The sequence below is a fragment of the Sphingopyxis fribergensis genome (assembly GCF_000803645.1).
In the GTDB taxonomy this organism is placed as follows: Bacteria; Pseudomonadota; Alphaproteobacteria; order Sphingomonadales; family Sphingomonadaceae; genus Sphingopyxis; species Sphingopyxis fribergensis.
Genome location: NZ_CP009122.1, coordinates 3,323,352 through 3,343,097, shown reverse-complemented (window position 1 = coordinate 3,343,097; position 19,746 = coordinate 3,323,352). Strand labels below are relative to the sequence as shown.

Sequence of the window (19,746 nt, the reverse complement as noted above, 5' to 3'; positions counted from 1 at the left end):
ATGGGGTTTGATATTTGGATAGCATGCGCAAAGAGCTGATCTGTCACCCGGCGACGCCGGGGAAGGCCGTGCGCGCGGTCGCGGTCGAGGTCAGCCTGTCGTTCGAGGACGGTTTTGCGCTGCGCTTCATCGTCGACGGTGCGATCGCCGCGCTGGTTCTGCCCGACGGGCAGGGCGAACTTGTCATCGCCGACAGTGCAACCGATGGATTGTGGGAAAGCACCTGCTTCGAAGCCTTTTTGACCGAGGAAGGCGAACCCGATTACACCGAGTTCAATTATGGCCCCGACGGGCGGTGGGCCTGTTACCAGTTCGACGATTATCGCTCGCTGCTGCGTGCCGACGATCTCGCGCCGTGGAAAATGGCGGCGGAGAAGGACGATCAAAGCTATGCGCTGCGCGTCGAACCCGGCATCTTTCCCGACAATGGAGCCAAGCTCGCGCTGTCGGCGGTGATCGAGGAAGTCGACGGCACCAAAAGCTATTGGGCGCTGGCGCACCCGCCGGGCAAGCCCGACTTCCATCATCCCGATTGCTTTGCGCTGACGCTTGGGGCACCCGACGCGGCATGACTGTTCTTTTCGGTATCGACCGCCTGCTCGCCGACTCGGCGCTCCGCAAACCGCTCGAAGGCAAGCGCGTCGCGCTACTCGCGCACCCCGCATCGGTCGCTGCCGACCTGACGCACAGCGTCGACGCGCTCGTTGCTGCGGGGCTCGATATCACTGCGGTCTTCGGGCCGCAGCATGGCGTGCGCGGCGACCTTCAGGACAATATGATGGAGTCGCCCGACTTCACCGACCCGGTCTATGGCATGCCGGTGTTCAGCCTCTATGGCGAGGTGCGGCGGCCGTCGGGTCAGTCGATGCACACCTTCGACGTGATGCTGGTCGATCTGCAAGACCTCGGCTGCCGCATCTACACCTATGTCACGACGCTCCTGTATATACTCGAGGCTGCGGCGCAGCATGGCAAGGCGGTGTGGGTGCTCGACCGGCCCAATCCGGCGGGGCGCCCCGTCGAGGGCACTTTGTTGCAGCCCGGCTGGGAAAGCTTCGTCGGCGCGGGACCGATGGTGATGCGCCACGGGATGACGATGGGCGAGATGGGGCATTGGTTCATTCGCCACTTCGGGCTCGACGTCGATTATCGCGTTATCGGGATGGAGGGCTGGGACCCGAAAGGCCCCGGCTTCGGCTGGCCGGAGGGCCGCGTATGGATCAACCCCAGCCCGAACGCCGCGAACGTCAACATGGCGCGCGCCTATGCCGGCACGGTGATGGTCGAAGGCGCGACCTTGAGCGAGGGCAGGGGTACGACGCGCCCGCTCGAACTCTTCGGCGCCCCCGACATCGACGCCAAGGCGGTGATCGCGGAAATGCAGCGCCTCGCGCCGCAATGGCTCGGCGGGTGCAGGTTGCGCGATATCTGGTTCCAGCCGACCTTTCACAAGCATGTCGGGCAACTGAGCAGTGGCGTGCATATCCACGCCGACGGGCCGTGGTACGACGATGCTGCGTTCCAGCCGTGGCGGGTGCAGGCGTTGGGCTTCAAGGCGATCCGCAGCCTCTATCCGGACTATCCGATCTGGCGCGGGAAGGATTTCAAATATGAATATACCGACGATGTGCTCGCGATCGACGTGATCAACGGCGGTCCGGGCCTGCGCGAGTGGGTCGACGATGCGGGCGCGGTGGCGGGCGATCTCGATGCACTGGCGATGCCCGACGAGGCGGCGTGGCGGGACGAGATTGCCGATCTGCTGATTTATTGAGGGGGCAAAGAAATGCCGACGATATGGCAGCGAAGCTTGACGGCTGCGATCAGCATTGCGCTTGCGTTTCCGATCGCAAGCTGCGCGGCTGAGCCGTCAACGGCATCCGTTGTCGAGCGTGAGGTCGTTACGCTGCCGTTCCCCGGCGGGACCAATATCGAACGTCTGAAGCAATCTCATCGTGATGTCGTTGGCCTGCTGCGGAAACGGGCAGCAGAAGAAGGGCGCGACCCGAAATATCAGCCTCAGGTCGGCGTTTATTCTATTTTTCCTATCGACTCATCGCGCCCGCGGATCATCATTGGCGCGGTGACACCCCGCAAGGGCGTATTCTACGTCATGCCTTTGGGCAATTATGCAACGCTCGACGATTATAACAATGGCCGGATCGAGCGAAAAGACAAGATCGACCTGTGCCGGATGGAAATGCGATGGGACCGCCTTCCGGGCGGGCCGATCGCGCCCGGGCTGAACTGGGCGGGCATGTATATGTCGGACCTTGGTTGCAAGCCGCCGCCGGCGGATCAATTGGCCATGCTGGATGAGTGGAAAGGCCGCAAAGCCAAGCCCGACTATATCGTCGAAGACAAGGTTTCGGCAGGCGAGCTCAGCGTCACGTTGATCCGGGAAGTTCGGCCGAAAGCTTCGGCATATCGGCCTTTCGATCCCGTCGCTGCTTCGTCGAAGATGATGAAAGCCGGGGATGGTGTGACCTGGGCGATACCGTTGATCGACGATAACTGGGCGGCATCGGTCGTGGCGACGCGGCGCGGACGATTATTTGCCTATTTTTCTGACGATTTTTATGCGGGGGACTTCCAAGATCTGATGTGCGTTGCTGATGGACTTTCATGGGCCGAAATCGTGGCAGAGCCGGGCCTGCTCGGGACGCGGACCACCCGGCGGTTCTGCCAAGACCTGATGAGGCAATATAGCGATCGCCGCAGCGGAGAGATGCGGCGTCTCAATGAAAAATTGCCGCCGCCTACCATCCAATCGATACCCATGACGCCCCGAAACTGACGGAGAGAAAGCAATGATGCAGCGACGGCAATTTCTGGGCACCGCGGCAATCGGCGTGCTGGCAGCGACCTTACCCGCCCCGGTGCTCGCGGCCGACACGGCGGACCTTTCCAACCTCGCCGCGAAGGCCGTTCCCATCGGCAGGGCCGAGCGCATGGCGCGGATCGCCATAGCGAAAGAGCTCATGCGCGCGAACGATATCGGCGCGCTGCTGATCGAACCGGGGTCTAGCCTCATCTATTTCACCGGCGTGCGCTGGTCACGGAGCGAACGGCTGACCGCTGCGGTGCTGACGCGCGAAGGCGAAGTCGCCATCATTACGCCCTTCTTCGAGGAACCGTCGGTGCGCGAGAGCCTGGGCATCGAAGCCGAGGTGCTGACGTGGAACGAGGACGAGAACCCGCTCGCCACCGTCGCCGCCTGGCTTGGCAAGCGCGGGCTGACCAAGGGGCGCATCGGCGTCGAAGAAACGGTGCGCTATTTCGCGGTTGATGGCCTCGAAAAAGCGATGCCGCAGGCGACGGTGGTCAACGGCGCGCCGGTCGTGCGCGGTTGCCGCATGCACAAATCTGCCGCCGAAATCGCGCTGATGCAGATCGCCGCCGACATCACGCTAGCCGCCTATCGCCACACCGCCCCGCGCGTCGAGGCGGGGATGACGCCGGCCGATATTGGCGCGATCATGAAGGGCGCGACCGAGGCGCTTGGCGGCAAGAGCGAGTTCGAGCTGATCCTCCTCGGCGAGGCGAGCGCCTATCCGCACGGGTCGGGCAAGCCGCAGGCGGTGAAGAGCGGCGAAGTCGTGCTCATGGACTGCGGCGCGACGGTGCACGGCTATCAATCCGACATCTCGCGGACCTTTGTTTATGGCAAGGCTAGCCCGCGTCAGCGGCAGGTCTGGGATCAGATGCGCAAGGGGCAGGATGTCGCTTTCGCCGCCGCCAATCTCGGCACGCCCGCCGGCAAGGTCGATGACGCGGTGCGTGCTTATTATGAAAGCCTTGGCTGGGGCCCCGGCTACAAGCTGCCCGGCACCTCGCACCGCACTGGGCACGGTATCGGCCTCGACGGGCACGAGCCGGTCAATCTGGTGCGCGGTGAAACGACGAAGCTCGCGCCCGGCATGTGTTTCTCGAACGAGCCGGGCATCTATATTCCCGGCGAATTCGGCATAAGGCTCGAGGACTGTTTCTATATGACCGACAGCGGGCCGAAATGGTTCAGCGAACCGCCGCCGTCGATCGACAAGCCGTTTGGCTAGTCGGGCAGCTTCGGCCGCTGGACCAGGCTGACGAGAACGAACGAGATGATCATCAGCAGATACCAGCTGCCAAGCTTTTCGAACCCAACCATGTGCCAGCCATCGTTCTGGCTCGGATAGGTCCAGGCGCGCGCGAAGGTGCCGATATTCTCGGCGAACCAGATGAACAAAGCGACAAGGCCCCAGCCGACGAGTAGCGGCATGCGGCGATGGACGTGGAGGGGTCGGAACCACACCTGACAACGCCAGAACAATAACGCGGTGGCCGCGAACAGGAACCAGCGGCTGTCGTACAGCCAGTGGTGGGCAAAGAAATTGACGTAGATCGCGACTGCCAGCGCGTAGCTCGACCAAACCGGCGGATAGCCGGTGTAGCGAAAGTCGAAGATGCGCCACACGCGCGCGATATAGCTGCCGACCGCAGCATACATGAAGCCGGAGAAGAGCGGCACCGCGCCGATGTGGAGCAAGCTCGCCTCGGGATATTGCCACGATCCGGCGGCGGTCTTGAACAGCTCCATCACCGTGCCGACGATGTGAAAGATCAGGATGACGAGCGCTTCCTTCGGCGTCTCGAGCCGAAAGGCGAGCATGCCGAGCTGGATCAGTATCGCGCCGATCGTGATCGCGTCGTAGCGGTGGAGCGCGGCGTCGTCGGGCCAGAAAAGGTGCGTGCCGAGGAGCAGGGCGAGCATCAGGCCGCCGAACAGGCACGCCCAACCCTGCTTGAACCCAAAGACGAGGAATTCGACGAACCAACCGCGCGGCCCGGGCGTGACCGCCATCGCCTCCAGCCGCGAGCGGACGGCGTGGAAGCGACTGTGCCCGCGCGGTGGTTCAGACATGCACGGCGACGTAGGCGATAAGTAGCGCGGCGGGCATCAGTAGCAATTGGGCGAGGATGGTGCCTGCGAGACGGCTCAGCGAAATGAGCATGATCGCGCGGCGGAACTCGCCTTCGCCGACTTTGCCCTCGACGGCATCGTCGGTCATCACCGATAGCTGCGGGTCGATGAAGGCGAAAAGCAGGATCGTCGCAAAGCCGTTGATCAGTGCCGATAGCTGCGATGCTGTGACACGGAATTCGGGCGCCAGATAGCCCGCGTAGAGCGAGGCAACGACGCCGACCGCTAGCAAGGATTGCGCGAGGCAGTTGGCGATCAGCACGCCCCAACTGATCCCCTTCGGCATGCTCCAGCTCTTGAGATGTGCGAGGCTGGGGATGCGCAGCGATTGGTGCGCCGTGCGCAGCCCGCTGCGACTCATCGCTTTCAGCGCAAGCTTCGTTGTCGAGCGGTTGGTCTGATACCAGCCGATCGCCGTAGCAAACATGCGCTGCCCGGTGGGCACAAGCAGGATTCCGATCAGCGTCGCGACGCTCGCTGCAGCGAGCACAAACTGCATGTCGATGAACAGCGAGGCGCCGCTGCCGTCGTGGATCCGCGTCTCGATCCTTTTGGCGAGAAAGGGGCCGAGGAAGCTGTTCGACGTGCGCGAGAAGAGCACGAGGATGTTGAACAGCGCGAACGACATCGCGATGCGCCGCGTGCGGACACCGGCGATGCGCGCAGCATAGGCAAGCGCGCCGATCAGGTTGATGAAACCCGTGAGGAGCAGGATGGTGACGAGGGGGAGGTCGATCATTGCGGAGCCCAATACGGAGAAATCCGTTCGTGTCGAGCGAAGTCGAGACACCCTGGGGGCAGGCGCCGACGAGGGGCATCTCGACTTCGCTCGATGCGAACGGAATTAGGGGATAGGCAAAAAAGGGTCACGGCCAAAGTTGGCCACGCCGCGTCAATGCTTGCGCGTCAGCTCGCGCATCGCATCGTCGAGCCCTTCGAGACTGAGCGGATACATGCGGTCGTTCATCAACTGTTTGATCAGCTTTACCGACTGGGTGTAGCCCCAATGCGCCTCAGGCACCGGGTTGAGCCACACCGCGGCGGGATAGACATGGGTGATCCGCTGGAGCCACACCGCGCCCGATTCCTCGTTGAAATGTTCGACGCTGCCGCCTGGATGGGTGACTTCATAGGCGCTCATCGACGCGTCGCCGACGAAGATCACTTTATAATCATGGCCATATTTGTGGAGGATATCCCACATCTGGTGGCGTTCGGACCATCGGCGCTTATTGTCCTTCCACACGCCTTCATAGGGGCAATTGTGGAAATAGAAGAATTCGAGATTCTTGAATTCGGTCGTCGCGGCGCTGAACAATTCTTCGCAGAGCTTGATGAACGGGTCCATCGATCCGCCCACGTCGAGGAAGAGCAGAAGCTTCACGGCATTGCGCCGCTCGGGGCGCATCTTGATGTCGAGCCAGCCCTGCCGTGCGGTGCCGTCGATCGTGCCCGGAATGTCGAGCTCGTCGGCCGCGCCCTCGCGCGCGAATTTGCGCAGGCGGCGCAGCGCGATCTTGATGTTGCGGGTGCCGAGTTCCTTGGTGTTGTCGAGGTTCTGGAACTCGCGCTTTTCCCACACCTTCAGCGCGCGCTTATGCTTGCTCTCGCCGCCGATGCGCACGCCTTCGGGGTTATAGCCCGAATTTCCGAAGGGCGAGGTGCCGCCGGTGCCGATCCACTTGCTGCCGCCCTCATGGCGCTTCTGCTGTTCCTCGAGCCGCTCTTTCAGCGTCTCCATGATCTTGTCCCAGTCGCCGAGCGATTCGATCGCGGCCATTTCCTCGGGCGTCAGGAATTTCTCGGCGACCGCCTTCAGCCAGTCGGCGGGAACGTCGACCGGGTTCTGGCCGTAATCCGAAATGATGCCCTTGAAGACCTTGTTGAACACTTGGTCGAAACGATCGAGCAGGCCCTCGTCCTTCACGTAGATCGCGCGGGACAGGTAATAGAATTGCTCGGGGCTGCGGTCGATCACCTCGCGGTCGAGCGCCTCCAGCAGCATCAGATGCTCTTTCAGACTGGCGGGGATGCCCGCGGCGCGAAGCTCGTCGAGAAAGCCGAAAAACATGGGGTAGGATTATCCTGTCGGGGCGGCGGGCGCAATCACTTTACGTTTACGGAAAGCGATGCCCCAACCGCCCCTTGTGTGTTATCCGAATAAAACCCCTTGCCAAGAATGCGCTACAAATGTAGCACGCTACAAATGTAGCGCATGAGGTGAGTCGCATGTTGTCCAGTTTGCCGCCGCGGGAACGCGAAATCGTCGATATCCTATACGAGCGCGGGGCGTCGACCGTCATCGAGATTGGCGAAGCCTTGGCCGACGAGCTGTCGGGTTCCGCGATCCGCGCGATGCTCAAGCGGCTGGAGACCAAAGGCTTCGTCGCCCGCGAACAGTCCGACCGCGGTTTCGTCTATGCGCCGAGCGTGTCCGACAAGACCGCGCGCAAGTCCGCGCTGTCACAGGTCGTGCGCGTCTTCTTCAACGGATCGGCGACGAGTGCTGCCGCGGCGCTGCTCGGGATGCAGGACGAGATGAGCAATAGCGAACTCGACGAACTTGAACAGATGATCGCTAAAGCGCGCGAAGGGAAAGCGTGATGTTGACCGCCGCCATGTTGCTGGGCCTTGCCTGGAAATCCGTCATTGTCGCCGCGCTGACGCTCGGCCTGCTGCGCCTCGCGCGCTGGCGTTCGGCCGGCGAGCGGTCGATGATCGCGCATGCGGGCCTGATGGCGCTGCTCGCGCTGCCGGCCGCTATATTGCTGCTGCCGCAATGGGCGCCGCTGCCCGCGGCCTGGTCCTTCGAACCCGCCGTGCCGATCGTGCAAACGGCAACAACGGGGGGGTCGGCGATCGATCCGGCACCCGCTGCGACGTCAGTCCCTGTCGTGGTGGAAAGTGCCGGATCGACGCCGATCGTCTTTTCGTGGAGCGACCTTGCACCCTTTCTCTATCTTGCCCCGCTCCTGCTGTTATCTGGAGTGATGGCGGTCGCGGTGGTGCGGTTGTTCGCGATGCGCGGGCGCGCCGAAATATTGGTCGAGCGATCGTGGCTGTCGGCGCTCGCCGAGGCGCAGCGGCGGATGGGGTTCAAGCATGGCACCGCGCTGCTGGTCAGCAACGAATTGCGCTCGCCGATCAGCTGGGGCGTGCTGCGTCCGACGATCGTGCTGAGCCCGAAAGCCGTGGCGGCGTCGGGTGAGGCCGAGGCGATCATCGCGCACGAACTGGCGCATGTCGCGCGGCTCGACTGGGCGAAGCTGCTCGGCGCGCGTGTCGCCTGTGCGGTCTTCTGGTTCAATCCGCTGGTGTGGATGCTGGCGCGCGAGAGCCACCAATTGCGCGAGGAAGCCGCCGATGACGCGGTGCTGATGGCCGACATCGACGGTCCCGACTATGCAACCCTGCTGGTCGGCGCGGCGCGGCACGACAATCAGGGCGCGCTGCTCGCCGCGCATGGCGTCGCGCCGGGCAAGGACAGTTTGAAGCGCCGGATCACACGCGTCCTCGACGGCAGCCTGAGGCGCGGTCCGGCGAGCGCGAGCTGGATCCTGATGAGCCTGGTGGTGCTCGCGGGTATCACCGTGCCGCTCGCTGCCTTCTCGGCGACCGCTAAGCCCGCACTGACGGCGGACGTCCACTCCGCCGTCGCCTCGACGATCAGGAAGACGACGACCGTGACATCGCAGTCCGCCGCAGCTGCAAAGGCAACCCAGACCGATGATACGGGCCGCGCAGCAGCGACGTCGAAGACGCTCAGCGCCGAACAGCTGGTGAGCATGCGCGCGGTCGGTGTGACCCCCGAATATGTCGCCCAGATGCGCGAGCATGGCGGCTCGCTCGATGCCGACGAGATCATCTCGGCGAAGGCGAGCGGGATCGACCCGGCCTATATCCGGCAGATGCGCGACGTCATTCCCGGCGCCGATTTCGACGAACTGGTCGGCGCACGTCATGTCGGCGTCAATGCCGCCTTCGCCCGCGACATGAAATCGCATTTCCCCGACGTCGGCATCGACGACCTGATCGCGCTGAAGGCGATGGGGGTCGACTGCGATTTCGTCACCGACATGCAACGGTCGGGGGTGAAGATGCGCCGCGCCGACGATGCTATCGAACTGCGCGCAACGGGGTGGGTCGGGGCGACGAAACCGCGGCCTGCGAGGGCGCCCCGTTCGGCCACGAAAGCGGTGCGCGGCGAGAATGTCGCGGTGGTCGATATGGAACGTGGCGTTATCGAGGCGCGGGCCGCCGACGGCCGGACCGCCCAGATTGCATTCCCCGTGAAACCCGAACCGCCGGAGCCGCCCGTCCGCGACTGACGCCCGGCCATTCGTCCGCAGCTGCGGACGCTTAATCGAAACCCTGTTTGGAAACGCCGTTGCGGCGGCGAGCGATGGCGCTCGCCCGGCGCACGGAGGGAGGAGTGCACCAAATGAAAGCCCTGTATCTTACCGGCGGCGCCGCGCTGCTGTCGATCCTCGCCTGTTCGGCGCCGAGCGCCGCTGCTGATCCGCTCGTGTTGAGCGACGTCAGCTGGGTTGCCGAACCGGCGGGCGGAAAGAGGGGTGCGCCGCGCGTCCGCATCCAGCACAAAAAGTCGAGCAGTGATCAGACGTTCGACGGCTCGCGCCCCTATTTCGCCGCCGCCGAGGCTGCGCTCGGCCGGACGACGCCGGGGCCGGTCAGCTTTGTCGTGACGCATGATGCGGGGACGCTGGCGTGCACCGGCACGCTGACGCGCGCGTTCGACGGGAAAGGCGAATGCCGCTTCACCTCCGACCCCGCGTTCGAGGGCGCGCTGGGTGACCGCGGTCTAGCGCCGGATCGACGTTCGACGCTGCTCGCGATGCTCCTCGTCGATGCGACAATTGAGCTGGCCGACGGGCTGACGCGCGAAGGGGTGCGACCGAAGGACGCCGACGACCTAATCGCCGCTGCGGCACTTGAGGTGCGGCCCGAATATATTCGCGACCTCCGGTCCGAAGCACTGGTCCTTGCCGACGTCGAGGATGCGATCGCGTGCAAGGCGCTTGGCGTCGATGGCGCCTATGTGCGCGGGCTTGCCGCGGCGGGATACAGGAGGCTTAGCGCAGATGAGGTCGTCGGGATGAAGGCGATGGGTGTGACGGGCGAATATGCGCAGGCGATGAACCGTGCCGCGGGGGGAGTTTCCAAGTGAAGCGTTGGAGCAGTCTGATAGCGGTTGCGGCCGCGCTGGCCACCCCCGCGCTGGCGCAGGAGGCCGCGGCGCCGAACGGCGATACCCCACCTCCGGCACCAACCGAAGTACCGGCGGGCGGGATCAGCAGCGCAGCGCGGCAGGTCTATACGCCCGCCGACTTCGCGCGCTATTCGCCCAACAACGCCTATGACATGCTGATCCAGGTTCCGAGTTTCCAGATCCGCGACAACGAGAATTTGCGCGGGCTGGGGCAGGCGACGGGCAATGTCCTGTTCAATGGCGAACGGCCGTCGAACAAGGGCGACGACATGTACACTCAATTGTCGCGCATTCCCGCAGGCAATGTCGAACGGATCGAGGTCGTCGACGGCGCGACGCTCGATATTCCGGGACTGTCGGGACAGGTCGCCAATGTCGTCTATCGCGCCGATGCCTTTTCGGGGCAGTTTTCGTGGAAGCCCGAATTTCGCGCCCATTACACCGATCCCCTGTTCACCCGCGCCGACGTGTCGGTGCGCGGCCGCAGCGGGGCGGTCGAATATGAGGTCGCGCTGAATAACGACGATTCGGCGCGCAGCGGCGCGGGTGGGCCGACGCTCCTCTATGACGGCGCGCGCAACATCACCGAGCGGCGCAAGGACATCTGGAACACGCATTATGACACGCCGAAGCTGTCGGGGCGAATTATGTGGGATCCGGCGGGCGACACCGTCGCCAATCTCGGCGGCCATTATCAGCGCAAATATGACCGCTATTATGAGGATGGCCTGCGCACCGGACCGGGCCTGCCCGACAGCATCCGCACGGTATATGAAAATGCCGACAGCTGGAATTATGAGTTCAGCGGCGATTATCAATTCGGCGTCGGACCGGGAAAGCTGAAGCTGATCGGGCTCCGCCGGTTCAGCCACGAGCCGTACCGGCAGGAGATCATCACGACCCCCGACGGCGGCGTCGCGACGGGCGACCGTTTTGCTCAGACCGGCGACCTTGGCGAGACGATCGGGCGCGGCGAATATCAGTGGAAGATGTTCGGCGGCGACTGGCAATTGTCAGGTGAGGCGGCGTTCAACACGCTCGACAATGTAGCGTCGATCGCGGTGCTTGATCCAACGGGAGCATGGGTAGACCAGCCGTTCGAGGGCGGCACCGGCGGGGTGAGCGAGGACCGCTATGAAGGTCTCCTGAGCTTCGGGCGCAAGCTGACCGACAAGCTGAATTTCCAGATTGTCGCGGGCGCCGAACATTCGACGATCACCCAGACCGGCATGAACGGCCTGACGCGCAGCTTTTTCCGGCCCAAGGGGTCGATCTCGCTCGCCTGGACGCCAACCGCCGATTTCGACGTGTCGGTAAAGATGCGGCGGCGCGTGCTGCAATTGTCCTTCTATGACTTCCTGGCGCGGGCTTTCCTGAACGACGGCAACCAGAATGAGAGCAACAACGATCTCAGGCCCCAGCAGGATTGGTCGTATGAGGCCGAGATCAACAAGAAGTTCGGCGCGTGGGGCTCGACCAAGCTCATCCTCATCTATCGCGACGTCGAGGACCGCGTCGATGTGATTCCGATCGGCACCGATGGCGAGGCGGTGGGCAATATCGCGAAGGCGAAGGCGGGCGCGATCGACTGGACGGCGACGATCAACCTCGACCCCGCGGGGATCAAGGGAATGAAGCTCGAGCCCCGGATGTTGCTACAGAAAAGTTCGCTGCGCGATCCCTTCACCGGCGAGAAAAGGCAGTGGAACGGCTTTACTGACACGGTGATCAGCCTCGGCCTGCGCCACGACATCCCGGCGAGCGACTGGGCGTGGGGCGGCGATGTCGAATATTCGCACTATCAGCCGAGTTATCGCCGCAACCAGACCGACAGAGTATGGGAAGGCCCGGTGTGGGCGTCGGTTTTCGTCGAGCATAAGGATGTGCTGGGCCTGACTGTCCGGGCGTCGATCCGCAACATCGCCAATGCGCGATCGAGGCGCGACCGGACGGCCTATACCGGGGTTCGCGGCGAAAGCCCGGTCAGCTTCATCGAGGAACGCGACCGGCTGATCGGGCCGATCTTTTCCTTTTCGGTGCGCGGGAAGTTCTGACCGGCTAAGGGAGTTTGATGGTGGCGCGCCGGATCAAAATCTATTTCGATGGCGGGTGCCGGCCCAATCCCGGGAAGATGGAAACCGCCGTCGTGACCGGCGGCGCCGCGACGGTCGTGCGCGACGCGGGGATCGGCAGCAGCATGGATGCCGAGTGGCTGGCGTTGATCGCGGCGCTGCGGCTGGCGCAGCAGCTGGGGCTGACGAATTTCGTCCTCCTCGGCGACGCGGCGGCGGTGGTGGAACAGGCGAATGGCGCCGTGCGCGCGCGCGGGGAGGGGGCACACCATCTGGCTAATTTCCGCGCGCTAGTCGGCGAGGGGGCGATGCCGGCCGTGCGTTATATCAAGCGGACGCAAAATCTGGCGGGAATTGCGCTGGCGCGCGGGTGATAGCGCGCCGAAGGGCTGTCCATCGGCATCACGAGTTGTTAAGCGCGGCTGGCCTATTCTTGGTGGACCCGATGGGAGACCCGCACGTTGAAGCAGACCTATCCCTTGCCCGTCCACCACAGCTGGCCGCTCTATGAGCGCGACCGTTTTTTCGAATTGGGGCAGATCCATGGCTGCGACACGCTGGATCCGGTGCCAGATATTACGTATATCGTGGGATCGGCGCGGCCGGGGCAGATGCAGCCGGGGGTGTGGGAATGCGACCTTGTCGACAACAACCGGCTTAGCTGGTCGGGCGAGATTTATGACATTTTCGGCATCCCGCGCGATGCAGCTATTACGCGCGAGGAAACGGTGGCGCTCTATTGCGAAGGGTCGCGGGCGGCGATGGAGAAATTGCGCGCCTATGCGATCAAGCACCGCCGCGGCTTCACCCTCGATGTCGAAATCCAGCCCGCCGCGGCGCCGCGGCGGTGGATGCGGCTGATCGCCGCGCCGGTTTGTGCGGGCGACCAGGTCGTCAAATTGCAGGGCCTGAAGTTCCTTGCGCCGGGCGCGCACGACTAGGAAAATCGAGGGCGAGGGGATCGGTCGGGCCTGAGAAACTACCGTTCTGGCAGCAAGTGGGGCAGTCGGAGTTGACGTCATGCCCCCTTGGACGCAGCGATATATGACAGACGTCGGGGGCGCCAAAGGCCCCGCTGCGCCTGATTCTTCCATCATTCCCGAAGGCATTTGCCCCGAATATGAAGTTTTTTAATCGGTTTGCGTCGACCGCGCACGATATGGCCATCGATCTGGGTACCGTTAACACCGTCGTTTATGTGCGCGACAAGGGCATCGTCCTCAACGAACCGTCGGTCGTTGCGTTGGAAACCCGCGATGGCGTGCGCCGCGTCAAGGTCGTCGGCAACGAAGCCAAGCCGATGATGGGCAAGACCCCCGACAATATCCAGGCGATCCGTCCCTTACGCGACGGGGTGATCGCCGACATCGATGTCGCCGAACAAATGCTGAAGCATTTCATGGACAAGGCGCAGGGCGGCGCCAGCCGGTTCAGGCAGCGGAGCCATGTCGTGATCTGCGTGCCGTCGGGATCGACGATGGTCGAGCGCCGCGCGATCCGCGACGCCGCGACCAATGCCGGCGCGGTGTCGGTGCGGCTGATCGAGGAATCGCTCGCCGCGGCGATCGGCGCGGGGCTGCACGTCACCGAACCGCGCGGGGCGATGGTCGTCGACATCGGCGGCGGCACGACCGAGGTCGCGGTGCTATCGCTGAGCGGCGTCGCCTACAGCAATTCGGTGCGCGTCGGCGGCGACAAGATGGATGAGATGATTTCCTCTTCGATCCGCCGCAAACATAATCTGATGGTGGGTGAAATGACCGCCGAGCGCGTCAAGTTGACGATCGGATGCGCGACGCCGCCGGTCGGCGACGGCATGGTCATGGGCGTCAAGGGCCGAGACCTGGTGACCGGCCGCCCCGCCGAGGTGCAGGTGACCGAGGCCGAAATCGCCGAGGCGCTGGCCGAACCCGTCGGCCAGATCGTGAGCGCGGTACGCGCGGCGCTGGAACAGACGCCGCCCGAACTGTCGGCCGATATTATCGATGAGGGCATTACGCTGACCGGCGGCGGGGCGTTGCTGCGGCGGATGGACGAGGCGATCGCGAGCGCGACGGGGCTGCCGGTGGTGGTGGCCGACGACGCGCTGATCTGCGTCGCGATGGGCGCGGGACGCGCGTTCGAGGATCCCGCCTATCATGGCGTGCTGATCACCGCTTGAGCTGAAAATTTCTGCCCGATGGACTGCTCCAAGCGGGGCACAAATGACCGCTTTGGGGTGGTGAGCTGACGTTAATCCTCCCTGTGGCGAAGCCATGGGGAGGGGGACCGCCGCCGCAGGCGGTGGTGGAGGGGCCGCGACCTCGCGCCATTGGCCCCTCCGTCAGCGCTTCGCGCTCCCACCTCCCCATGGCTTCGCCACAGGGAGGATATTATTTCTGCTTTCGGTCGTTGGCGGCCGTCTCTAAACTCGTGGCGCGGGTCGGGCGTAGGCATCGATCGCCGCGAGGTGGCGCGCTTTGTCGGCGTCGCTCAGGAACGATCCGGTGAAACTGTTGCGTGCGAGCGTGAGCAGTTCGTCCCTCGACAGGTCGAGCGCGTCGGCGACGGCCTGATAATTGGCGTTCACATAGCCGCCGAAATAGCTGGGATCGTCGCTGTTGACCGTCGCCGCGAGCCCCGCATCGAGCATCGTGCGCAGCGGGTGGTCGGCGATGTCGCCTACGACGCAGAGCTTCAGGTTCGAAAGCGGGCAGACGGTGAGCGTCATGCCCTCGGCCGCGAGGCGCGCGACGAGCGCGGGGTCTTCGAGGCTGCGGTTGCCATGGTCGATGCGGTCGACTTTGAGGAGGTCGAGCGCTTCGAGGACATAGGCGGGCGGGCCTTCCTCGCCGGCATGCGCGACGATCTTGAGCCCGAGACCGCGGGCGCGCGCAAAGACGTGTTCGAATTTCGCGGGCGGATGGCCGACCTCCGACGAATCAAGGCCGACACCGTCGATGCGATCGAGGAAGGGCAGGGCTTCGTCGAGCGTCGCTTCGGCCTCGGCTTCGCTGAGGTGGCGGAGGAAGCACATGATGAGCTTCGACGTCATGCCGTAGCTCGCCGCCGTATCGTCGAGCGCGCGGGTGATGCCCGCGACGACGGTTTCGAAGGCGATACCGCGTGCCGTATGCCCCTGGGGGTCGAAGAAGATTTCGACGTGGCGGACCGCGTCGGCATTCGCGCGCGCGAGATAGGCGGCGGTCAGGTCGTAAAAGTCCTGCTCGGTGTGGAGGACGCCCATCCCCTGATAATAAATGTCGAGGAAATCCTGGAGGTTCGAGAAGGCGTAGGCGGCGCGCACTTCCTCGATCGACGCAAAGGGGATAGCGACATGGTTGCGCTGCGCCAGTTCGAACATCAACTCGGGCTCGAGCGACCCTTCGATATGAAGGTGAAGCTCGGCCTTGGGCAGCGCGGCGATGAAAGTGGCGCGCTCCTCGGTTGATGCAAAACCATCAGGCATCGGGTTTTGGCTCCTCGCGCAGGATGATCGCCGCCTCGGGCTTGTGCCGGCGGATTTCGTCGACCGTCAGCCCGTCGACCTCGTGCGGGAAGATCAGCCACTGGTCGGTTTCGTGGACGAAGAAATCGGGGCGGAGGTCGGTGACGTTGCGACCGGGCTTATACCAGACCGTCGCGATGCGGATATCGCGCGGCATATTGTTGCGGCAGCGCGCTTTCAGTTCGGCGATGAAGGCGCGGATGCTGCGGCCGCTGTCGAAAACGTCGTCGATGATCAGCAACCGGTCCTCGGGGTTCAGCGTGTCGATCAAATAGCCCAAGGCGAAGACTTTGACGTGTGCATCCTGCTTGTCGATGCCGTGGTAGGAGGAGGTGCGGATCGCGATATGGTCGCAATGCTGGCCGTGATAATCGAGCAGTTCCTGCACTGCGATGCCCACCGGCGCGCCGCCGCGCCAGATGCCGACGAGGTGCGTCGGTTTGAACCCGCTGTCCAGCACCTGCATGCCGAGGCGGAAGGAGTCGGCGAGCAGGTCGTTCGCGCTGATGAAGATTTTCTCGCCGCTCATGGTGCAGGCCTAATCGCGGGCGCGGAGCGGGGCAAGGCGGGATCCACCCATTGACCCGCCGTTAACCATTGCCCGTCATAGCTTCGCGATCATCCAGGGACGTGGGCAAGCCAATGAAATATGATCCGATCAACCCGGTTGCGCAGATCCTCGACCAGTCGGTCGCGAGCGATTGCGGCGAGCTGGCTGTCGGGTGCAGCGATGCCGCAGGGCGGATCAAGCTCGCGACCGATCAGATGGACCGCCAGATCGGCGAACTCGGGCGGCTCGAAGAATATGTCGTCAGCCTCGAGGCCGACCAGCGCCAGATCGCCGATTCGACCGACGAGGCGAAAATCCTGTCGGCGCGCGCATGCGAACAGCTCGATACCGGCGCCGAGCGCGTCAATGCGGCGGTCACCGAATTTCGTTCGGTGATCGACCTCGTCGCGCGGCTCGGCACGCATGTCACCAATTTCGCCGCGGTGATGGCGCAGGTGCAGCAGGTCAGCCAGTCGATCGAGTCGATCGCCAAGACCACCAACATGCTGGCGCTCAACGCTGCAATCGAGGCCGAACGCGCCGGCGATGCCGGTCGCACTTTTGCCGTCGTCGCCGCCGAGGTGAAGAAGCTGGCGCAGAATACGCGCGGCGCCACCGACGAAATCCGCCGCAGCATCGGCAGCCTCGCCGCCGAAGCAAGCGGGCTCGTCACCGAAATCCAGTCGGGGGTCGAACAGTCGAGCCGCGCCGAGGCGCAGTTCGAAACGATCACCGACGCGCTGCACGACGCGACGCATCTCGTCGCCTTGCTCGATGACCAGAGCGACCGCATCGCGCAAAGCTCGGCCATGGTGCACGCCAATGGCGCGAAGGTGCGCGAGGCGCTCGACCGCGTCGTCACCTCGGTACGCGACAATAGTTCGACGTTAGTGGGAACGCGCGATTCGATCCTGTCGATGGAGCATGTGTCGAACCGTATGTTCAACGCCGTGATCTCGGCAGGCGTATCGCCCCAGGATTCGGCGATCGTCGCCTTGGCGGCCAAGGTACGCGACGAATTCGTCGGGCTGGCCGAACGCGCGGTTGCGCGGGGCGAGCTGTCGATGGAACAGCTGTTCGACACCAATTATGTGCGTGTGCCGAATTCGAACCCCGAACGCTTCCGCACGACGCTCTGCGACTGGGCCGATGCCAATTGGCGGCCGCTGTTCGATCGCATCGTCGCCAGCCATCCCGAGATAAAGATGTCGTCGGCGGGCGACATGAACGGCTTCCTGCCGACGCATATCACCGAATGCTCGCGTGCGCCGACCGGCGACCTCGAACATGACACCGCGCATTGCCGCAACGGGCGTCTGCTCTATGACGAGACTGACGCCGCGGCAAAACGCAGCACCGCGCCCTTCTTCATGACGGTTTATCGCCAGGAAGGCGATGGGATCAATTATCTGACGGTGCGCAACGTCTATATGCCCGCGGTGATCAACGGCCGCCGCTGGGGTGATGTCGAGGTGGCTTACCAGCTGTAGGGCGCGCCGATAAAAGCGTTGTTCCCCCGCGAAGGCGGGGGCCCATCTCCTGACCGAGCAAGATAGAGCCAACGGGAGATGGATCCCCGCCTTCGCGGGGATACGCAGTCTGGTTGGGGCTAGTCAGCTGCCCTGACGGCGCGCCATGAACGCCAGCTTTTCGAACAGCATCACATCCTGCTCATTCTTGAGCAGCGCGCCGTGGAGCGGCGGGATCGCCTTGCCGACGTCGCGGTTCTGGAGCACCTCGAGCGGCATGTCTTCGTTGAGCAGCAGCTTCAGCCAGTCGATCAGCTCGCTCGTCGACGGCTTTTTCTTCAAGCCGGGCACGTCGCGGACTTCGTAGAAGATGTCCATTGCGCGCGACACGAGCGTCTTCTGGATGCCCGGGAAATGGACGTCGACGATCGACGCCATCGTGTCGCGGTCGGGGAATTTGATATAGTGGAAGAAACAGCGGCGCAGGAAGGCGTCGGGCAATTCCTTTTCATTGTTCGAGGTGATGACGACGATCGGACGTTCCTTCGCAGTGATCGTCTCGTCGGTCTCATAGACATGGAATGCCATGCGATCGAGTTCCTGAAGCAGGTCGTTCGGAAATTCGATGTCGGCCTTGTCGATCTCGTCGATCAGCAGGACGGGGAGCTTGGGCGAGGTGAACGCCTCCCACAATTTGCCCTTACGGATATAGTTGCGGATGTCGTGGACGCGCTCTTCGCCAAGCTGGCCGTCGCGCAGGCGCGCAACCGCATCATATTCGTAGAGGCCCTGCTGCGCCTTGGTGGTCGATTTGATGTTCCAGGTGATCAACGGCGCGTCGAAAGCTTTCGCGATTTCTTCGGCCAGCACGGTCTTGCCGGTGCCGGGTTCGCCCTTCACGAGCAAAGGGCGGCGCAGCAATGTCGCGGCGTTGACCGCGACCTTCAGGTCGTCGGTGGCGATATAGGCGCTGGTACCTTCGAAACGCATCGGCTCGCGGCCTTTCCCTTAACGTGAACGTCAAGCAGGCATAGCGGGGGCGGGGGAGCGGTGCAAGCGGCCGCTTCTTCTCCCCTCCCGCTTGCGGGAGGGGGCGGGGGAGGGCGTGTTCCAAAGGCTCGCGCTATTCGACATGCCCTCCCCTAACCCCTCCCGCAAGCGGGAGGGGGACTTGTCGCGCTCAATCGCTTCGTCGGTTTAGGTTATCGTCCGGCTCGCGGCGCGCGTCGCCATCAGATCCCACAGGCCGCTGTGCTGAGTGATCAACTGCTGCGCGCCGAACACCATCGCGCGTTCGACCGCAGGCGTGTCGGCGACCGTCGACGCGAGCCGCGCGGTGTCGCGAAGGTCGGGGAGGGTGCAGGTCGGCGGGCTGAGGTCGAGTCGCTGCGCGCTGATGTCGAGCAGGACGCGGATCGTCCGCCAGTCGAGCGTCAGTGCGATTGCGGCACCGACCGCGCAGCCGTGCCGGTCCGACTCGGCGAGCATGTCGATTGCCTTGCGCTGCGCGGCGACCGCGGCTTCGCATTGCGCCTGGCCCTGCGTGCTCGGCACCGGGCCGACCGCGGAGGCGATCTTGGTCAGGAAGGCGCGTTCCTGGACGAAGGCATCGGCTGCTTCGCTCATCCACCGGCGCGAGGCGGGGTCGACCGCCTTGCGCGCGGCATTGTCGATCACGCCCGGATAGCGGCCGTGGAGCAGGCAGAGGAAATGGACCGCATCGGCGAGGTTGCGCATCGCGTCGGGGCCGTTCGACAATGCGCCCGAGCGGACGTGCGAGTGCGCGCCGGTGCCGTCGCTGGCGACCAGCGAATCGAGCATTTCGGCGACGCCGCGCGTCGGCAGCTTGGGCTGGGTCGATGGGCTCAACGCTTGATCCTCGCTGTGGCGGGGGCGCTGCGCCCCAAGCCAATGGAATTACAGCGATCGATCATAAGCCCACGTCGTAAACGTCGCGTTTATAAGCGGCGTTTGA

19 protein-coding genes are annotated in these 19,746 nt (G+C 63.9%); 12 read left to right on the top strand and 7 right to left on the bottom strand.

What is annotated here, in order from left to right:
* The first annotated feature begins 23 nt into the window (after positions 1-23).
* From SKP52_RS15455 to SKP52_RS15440, 4 genes are read left to right on the top strand one after another with little or no spacing between them, the layout of a single operon-like run.
* Positions 24-572 carry a DOMON-like domain-containing protein gene (locus SKP52_RS15455; RefSeq protein ID WP_039576176.1) on the top strand — a complete coding sequence of 183 codons (549 nt, stop codon included), beginning with the start codon at positions 24-26 and terminating at the stop codon, positions 570-572.
* On the top strand, positions 569-1,774 hold the full coding sequence (locus SKP52_RS15450; protein ID WP_039576174.1) for an exo-beta-N-acetylmuramidase NamZ family protein: 1,206 nt from the start codon (positions 569-571) through the stop codon (positions 1,772-1,774). Before SKP52_RS15455 ends, SKP52_RS15450 begins: the two co-directional genes overlap by 4 nt.
* A gap of 12 nt (positions 1,775-1,786) precedes the next feature.
* A complete protein-coding gene (locus tag SKP52_RS15445) occupies positions 1,787-2,797 on the top strand; it encodes a hypothetical protein (RefSeq protein ID WP_039576172.1) in 1,011 nt (336 codons plus the stop codon).
* Positions 2,798-2,813: 16 nt separating this feature from the next.
* A complete protein-coding gene (locus SKP52_RS15440; protein WP_039576169.1) occupies positions 2,814-4,058 on the top strand; it encodes a M24 family metallopeptidase in 1,245 nt (414 codons plus the stop codon).
* Here SKP52_RS15440 and SKP52_RS15435 read toward each other — a convergent pair.
* From SKP52_RS15435 to SKP52_RS15425, 3 genes are all read right to left on the bottom strand, one after another.
* Entirely contained in the window at positions 4,055-4,903 is an 849-nt protein-coding gene (locus tag SKP52_RS15435) for a DUF817 domain-containing protein (RefSeq protein ID WP_039576167.1), read from the bottom strand. The two genes, SKP52_RS15440 and SKP52_RS15435, sit on opposite strands and share 4 nt — an antisense overlap.
* Positions 4,896-5,702, bottom strand: a complete 807-nt coding sequence (locus SKP52_RS15430; RefSeq protein WP_081997401.1) for a lipid II flippase Amj family protein — start codon at positions 5,700-5,702, stop codon at positions 4,896-4,898. The genes SKP52_RS15435 and SKP52_RS15430 overlap by 8 nt, the downstream gene beginning before the upstream one ends.
* Positions 5,703-5,855: 153 nt before the next feature.
* Positions 5,856-7,034, bottom strand: coding sequence for a vWA domain-containing protein (locus SKP52_RS15425; protein ID WP_039576165.1), 1,179 nt, complete (start codon positions 7,032-7,034; stop codon positions 5,856-5,858).
* 158 nt (positions 7,035-7,192) lie between these two features.
* Here SKP52_RS15425 and SKP52_RS15420 point away from each other — a divergent pair, with 158 nt between their 5' ends.
* The 7 genes from SKP52_RS15420 to mreB all read left to right on the top strand — a co-directional run bounded on the left by SKP52_RS15420 (position 7,193) and on the right by mreB (position 14,426).
* Positions 7,193-7,567 carry a BlaI/MecI/CopY family transcriptional regulator gene (locus SKP52_RS15420; protein WP_039576163.1) on the top strand — a complete coding sequence of 125 codons (375 nt, stop codon included), beginning with the start codon at positions 7,193-7,195 and terminating at the stop codon, positions 7,565-7,567.
* Positions 7,567-9,291: a M56 family metallopeptidase gene (locus tag SKP52_RS15415; protein ID WP_039576160.1), complete on the top strand. Its 1,725-nt coding sequence runs from the start codon at positions 7,567-7,569 to the stop codon at positions 9,289-9,291. The genes SKP52_RS15420 and SKP52_RS15415 overlap by 1 nt, the downstream gene beginning before the upstream one ends.
* A gap of 113 nt (positions 9,292-9,404) precedes the next feature.
* On the top strand, positions 9,405-10,151 hold the full coding sequence (locus SKP52_RS15410) for a hypothetical protein (protein ID WP_148309155.1): 747 nt from the start codon (positions 9,405-9,407) through the stop codon (positions 10,149-10,151).
* Complete coding sequence (locus tag SKP52_RS15405; RefSeq protein ID WP_039576156.1) at positions 10,148-12,247, top strand: TonB-dependent receptor plug domain-containing protein; 2,100 nt, start codon at positions 10,148-10,150, stop codon at positions 12,245-12,247. Before SKP52_RS15410 ends, SKP52_RS15405 begins: the two co-directional genes overlap by 4 nt.
* 77 nt (positions 12,248-12,324) lie before the next feature.
* Entirely contained in the window at positions 12,325-12,639 is a 315-nt protein-coding gene (locus SKP52_RS15400) for a reverse transcriptase-like protein (RefSeq protein ID WP_321164054.1), read from the top strand.
* An 87-nt stretch (positions 12,640-12,726) separates the two neighbouring features.
* Positions 12,727-13,206, top strand: a complete 480-nt coding sequence (locus SKP52_RS15395; RefSeq protein ID WP_039576152.1) for a hypothetical protein — start codon at positions 12,727-12,729, stop codon at positions 13,204-13,206.
* A 179-nt stretch (positions 13,207-13,385) separates the two neighbouring features.
* Positions 13,386-14,426 carry a rod shape-determining protein gene (gene mreB / locus SKP52_RS15390; RefSeq protein ID WP_039576150.1) on the top strand — a complete coding sequence of 347 codons (1,041 nt, stop codon included), beginning with the start codon at positions 13,386-13,388 and terminating at the stop codon, positions 14,424-14,426.
* A gap of 243 nt (positions 14,427-14,669) precedes the next feature.
* Here the strand turns inward: mreB and SKP52_RS15385 are convergent, their stop codons facing one another.
* Entirely contained in the window at positions 14,670-15,713 is a 1,044-nt protein-coding gene (locus SKP52_RS15385; RefSeq protein ID WP_039576149.1) for an adenosine deaminase, read from the bottom strand.
* The gene (locus SKP52_RS15380; RefSeq protein WP_039576147.1) at positions 15,706-16,281 is read right to left on the bottom strand and encodes a phosphoribosyltransferase; all 576 of its coding nucleotides are present in this window, start codon (positions 16,279-16,281) and stop codon (positions 15,706-15,708) included. The genes SKP52_RS15385 and SKP52_RS15380 overlap by 8 nt, the downstream gene beginning before the upstream one ends.
* 113 nt (positions 16,282-16,394) lie before the next feature.
* Between SKP52_RS15380 and SKP52_RS15375 the strand changes: the two genes are divergently transcribed.
* Positions 16,395-17,792, top strand: coding sequence for a methyl-accepting chemotaxis protein (locus SKP52_RS15375; protein WP_039576145.1), 1,398 nt, complete (start codon positions 16,395-16,397; stop codon positions 17,790-17,792).
* A 123-nt stretch (positions 17,793-17,915) separates the two neighbouring features.
* Here the strand turns inward: SKP52_RS15375 and SKP52_RS15370 are convergent, their stop codons facing one another.
* Both SKP52_RS15370 and SKP52_RS15365 read right to left on the bottom strand, forming a co-directional pair.
* Complete coding sequence (locus SKP52_RS15370; protein ID WP_039576143.1) at positions 17,916-18,761, bottom strand: AAA family ATPase; 846 nt, start codon at positions 18,759-18,761, stop codon at positions 17,916-17,918.
* A gap of 207 nt (positions 18,762-18,968) precedes the next feature.
* Positions 18,969-19,640: a DUF6975 family protein gene (locus SKP52_RS15365; protein ID WP_228383667.1), complete on the bottom strand. Its 672-nt coding sequence runs from the start codon at positions 19,638-19,640 to the stop codon at positions 18,969-18,971.
* Positions 19,641-19,746: the final 106 nt, after the last annotated feature.

What these genes read in the sequence shown, in the direction of transcription:
- SKP52_RS15380 (WP_039576147.1), bottom strand. Translation starts at nt 16,281, where the DNA reads ATGAGCGGCGAGAAAATCTTCATCAGCGCGAACGACCTGCTCGCCGAC.
- SKP52_RS15435 (WP_039576167.1), bottom strand. Translation starts at nt 4,903, where the DNA reads ATGTCTGAACCACCGCGCGGGCACAGTCGCTTCCACGCCGTCCGCTCG.
- SKP52_RS15375 (WP_039576145.1), top strand. Translation starts at nt 16,395, where the DNA reads ATGAAATATGATCCGATCAACCCGGTTGCGCAGATCCTCGACCAGTCG.
- SKP52_RS15450 (WP_039576174.1), top strand. Translation starts at nt 569, where the DNA reads ATGACTGTTCTTTTCGGTATCGACCGCCTGCTCGCCGACTCGGCGCTC.
- SKP52_RS15420 (WP_039576163.1), top strand. Translation starts at nt 7,193, where the DNA reads ATGTTGTCCAGTTTGCCGCCGCGGGAACGCGAAATCGTCGATATCCTA.
- SKP52_RS15445 (WP_039576172.1), top strand. Translation starts at nt 1,787, where the DNA reads ATGCCGACGATATGGCAGCGAAGCTTGACGGCTGCGATCAGCATTGCG.
- SKP52_RS15415 (WP_039576160.1), top strand. Translation starts at nt 7,567, where the DNA reads ATGTTGACCGCCGCCATGTTGCTGGGCCTTGCCTGGAAATCCGTCATT.
- SKP52_RS15410 (WP_148309155.1), top strand. Translation starts at nt 9,405, where the DNA reads ATGAAAGCCCTGTATCTTACCGGCGGCGCCGCGCTGCTGTCGATCCTC.
- SKP52_RS15425 (WP_039576165.1), bottom strand. Translation starts at nt 7,034, where the DNA reads ATGTTTTTCGGCTTTCTCGACGAGCTTCGCGCCGCGGGCATCCCCGCC.
- SKP52_RS15370 (WP_039576143.1), bottom strand. Translation starts at nt 18,761, where the DNA reads ATGCGTTTCGAAGGTACCAGCGCCTATATCGCCACCGACGACCTGAAG.
- SKP52_RS15440 (WP_039576169.1), top strand. Translation starts at nt 2,814, where the DNA reads ATGCAGCGACGGCAATTTCTGGGCACCGCGGCAATCGGCGTGCTGGCA.
- SKP52_RS15400 (WP_321164054.1), top strand. Translation starts at nt 12,325, where the DNA reads ATGGAAACCGCCGTCGTGACCGGCGGCGCCGCGACGGTCGTGCGCGAC.
- SKP52_RS15430 (WP_081997401.1), bottom strand. Translation starts at nt 5,702, where the DNA reads ATGATCGACCTCCCCCTCGTCACCATCCTGCTCCTCACGGGTTTCATC.
- SKP52_RS15455 (WP_039576176.1), top strand. Translation starts at nt 24, where the DNA reads ATGCGCAAAGAGCTGATCTGTCACCCGGCGACGCCGGGGAAGGCCGTG.
- SKP52_RS15385 (WP_039576149.1), bottom strand. Translation starts at nt 15,713, where the DNA reads ATGCCTGATGGTTTTGCATCAACCGAGGAGCGCGCCACTTTCATCGCC.
- mreB (WP_039576150.1), top strand. Translation starts at nt 13,386, where the DNA reads ATGAAGTTTTTTAATCGGTTTGCGTCGACCGCGCACGATATGGCCATC.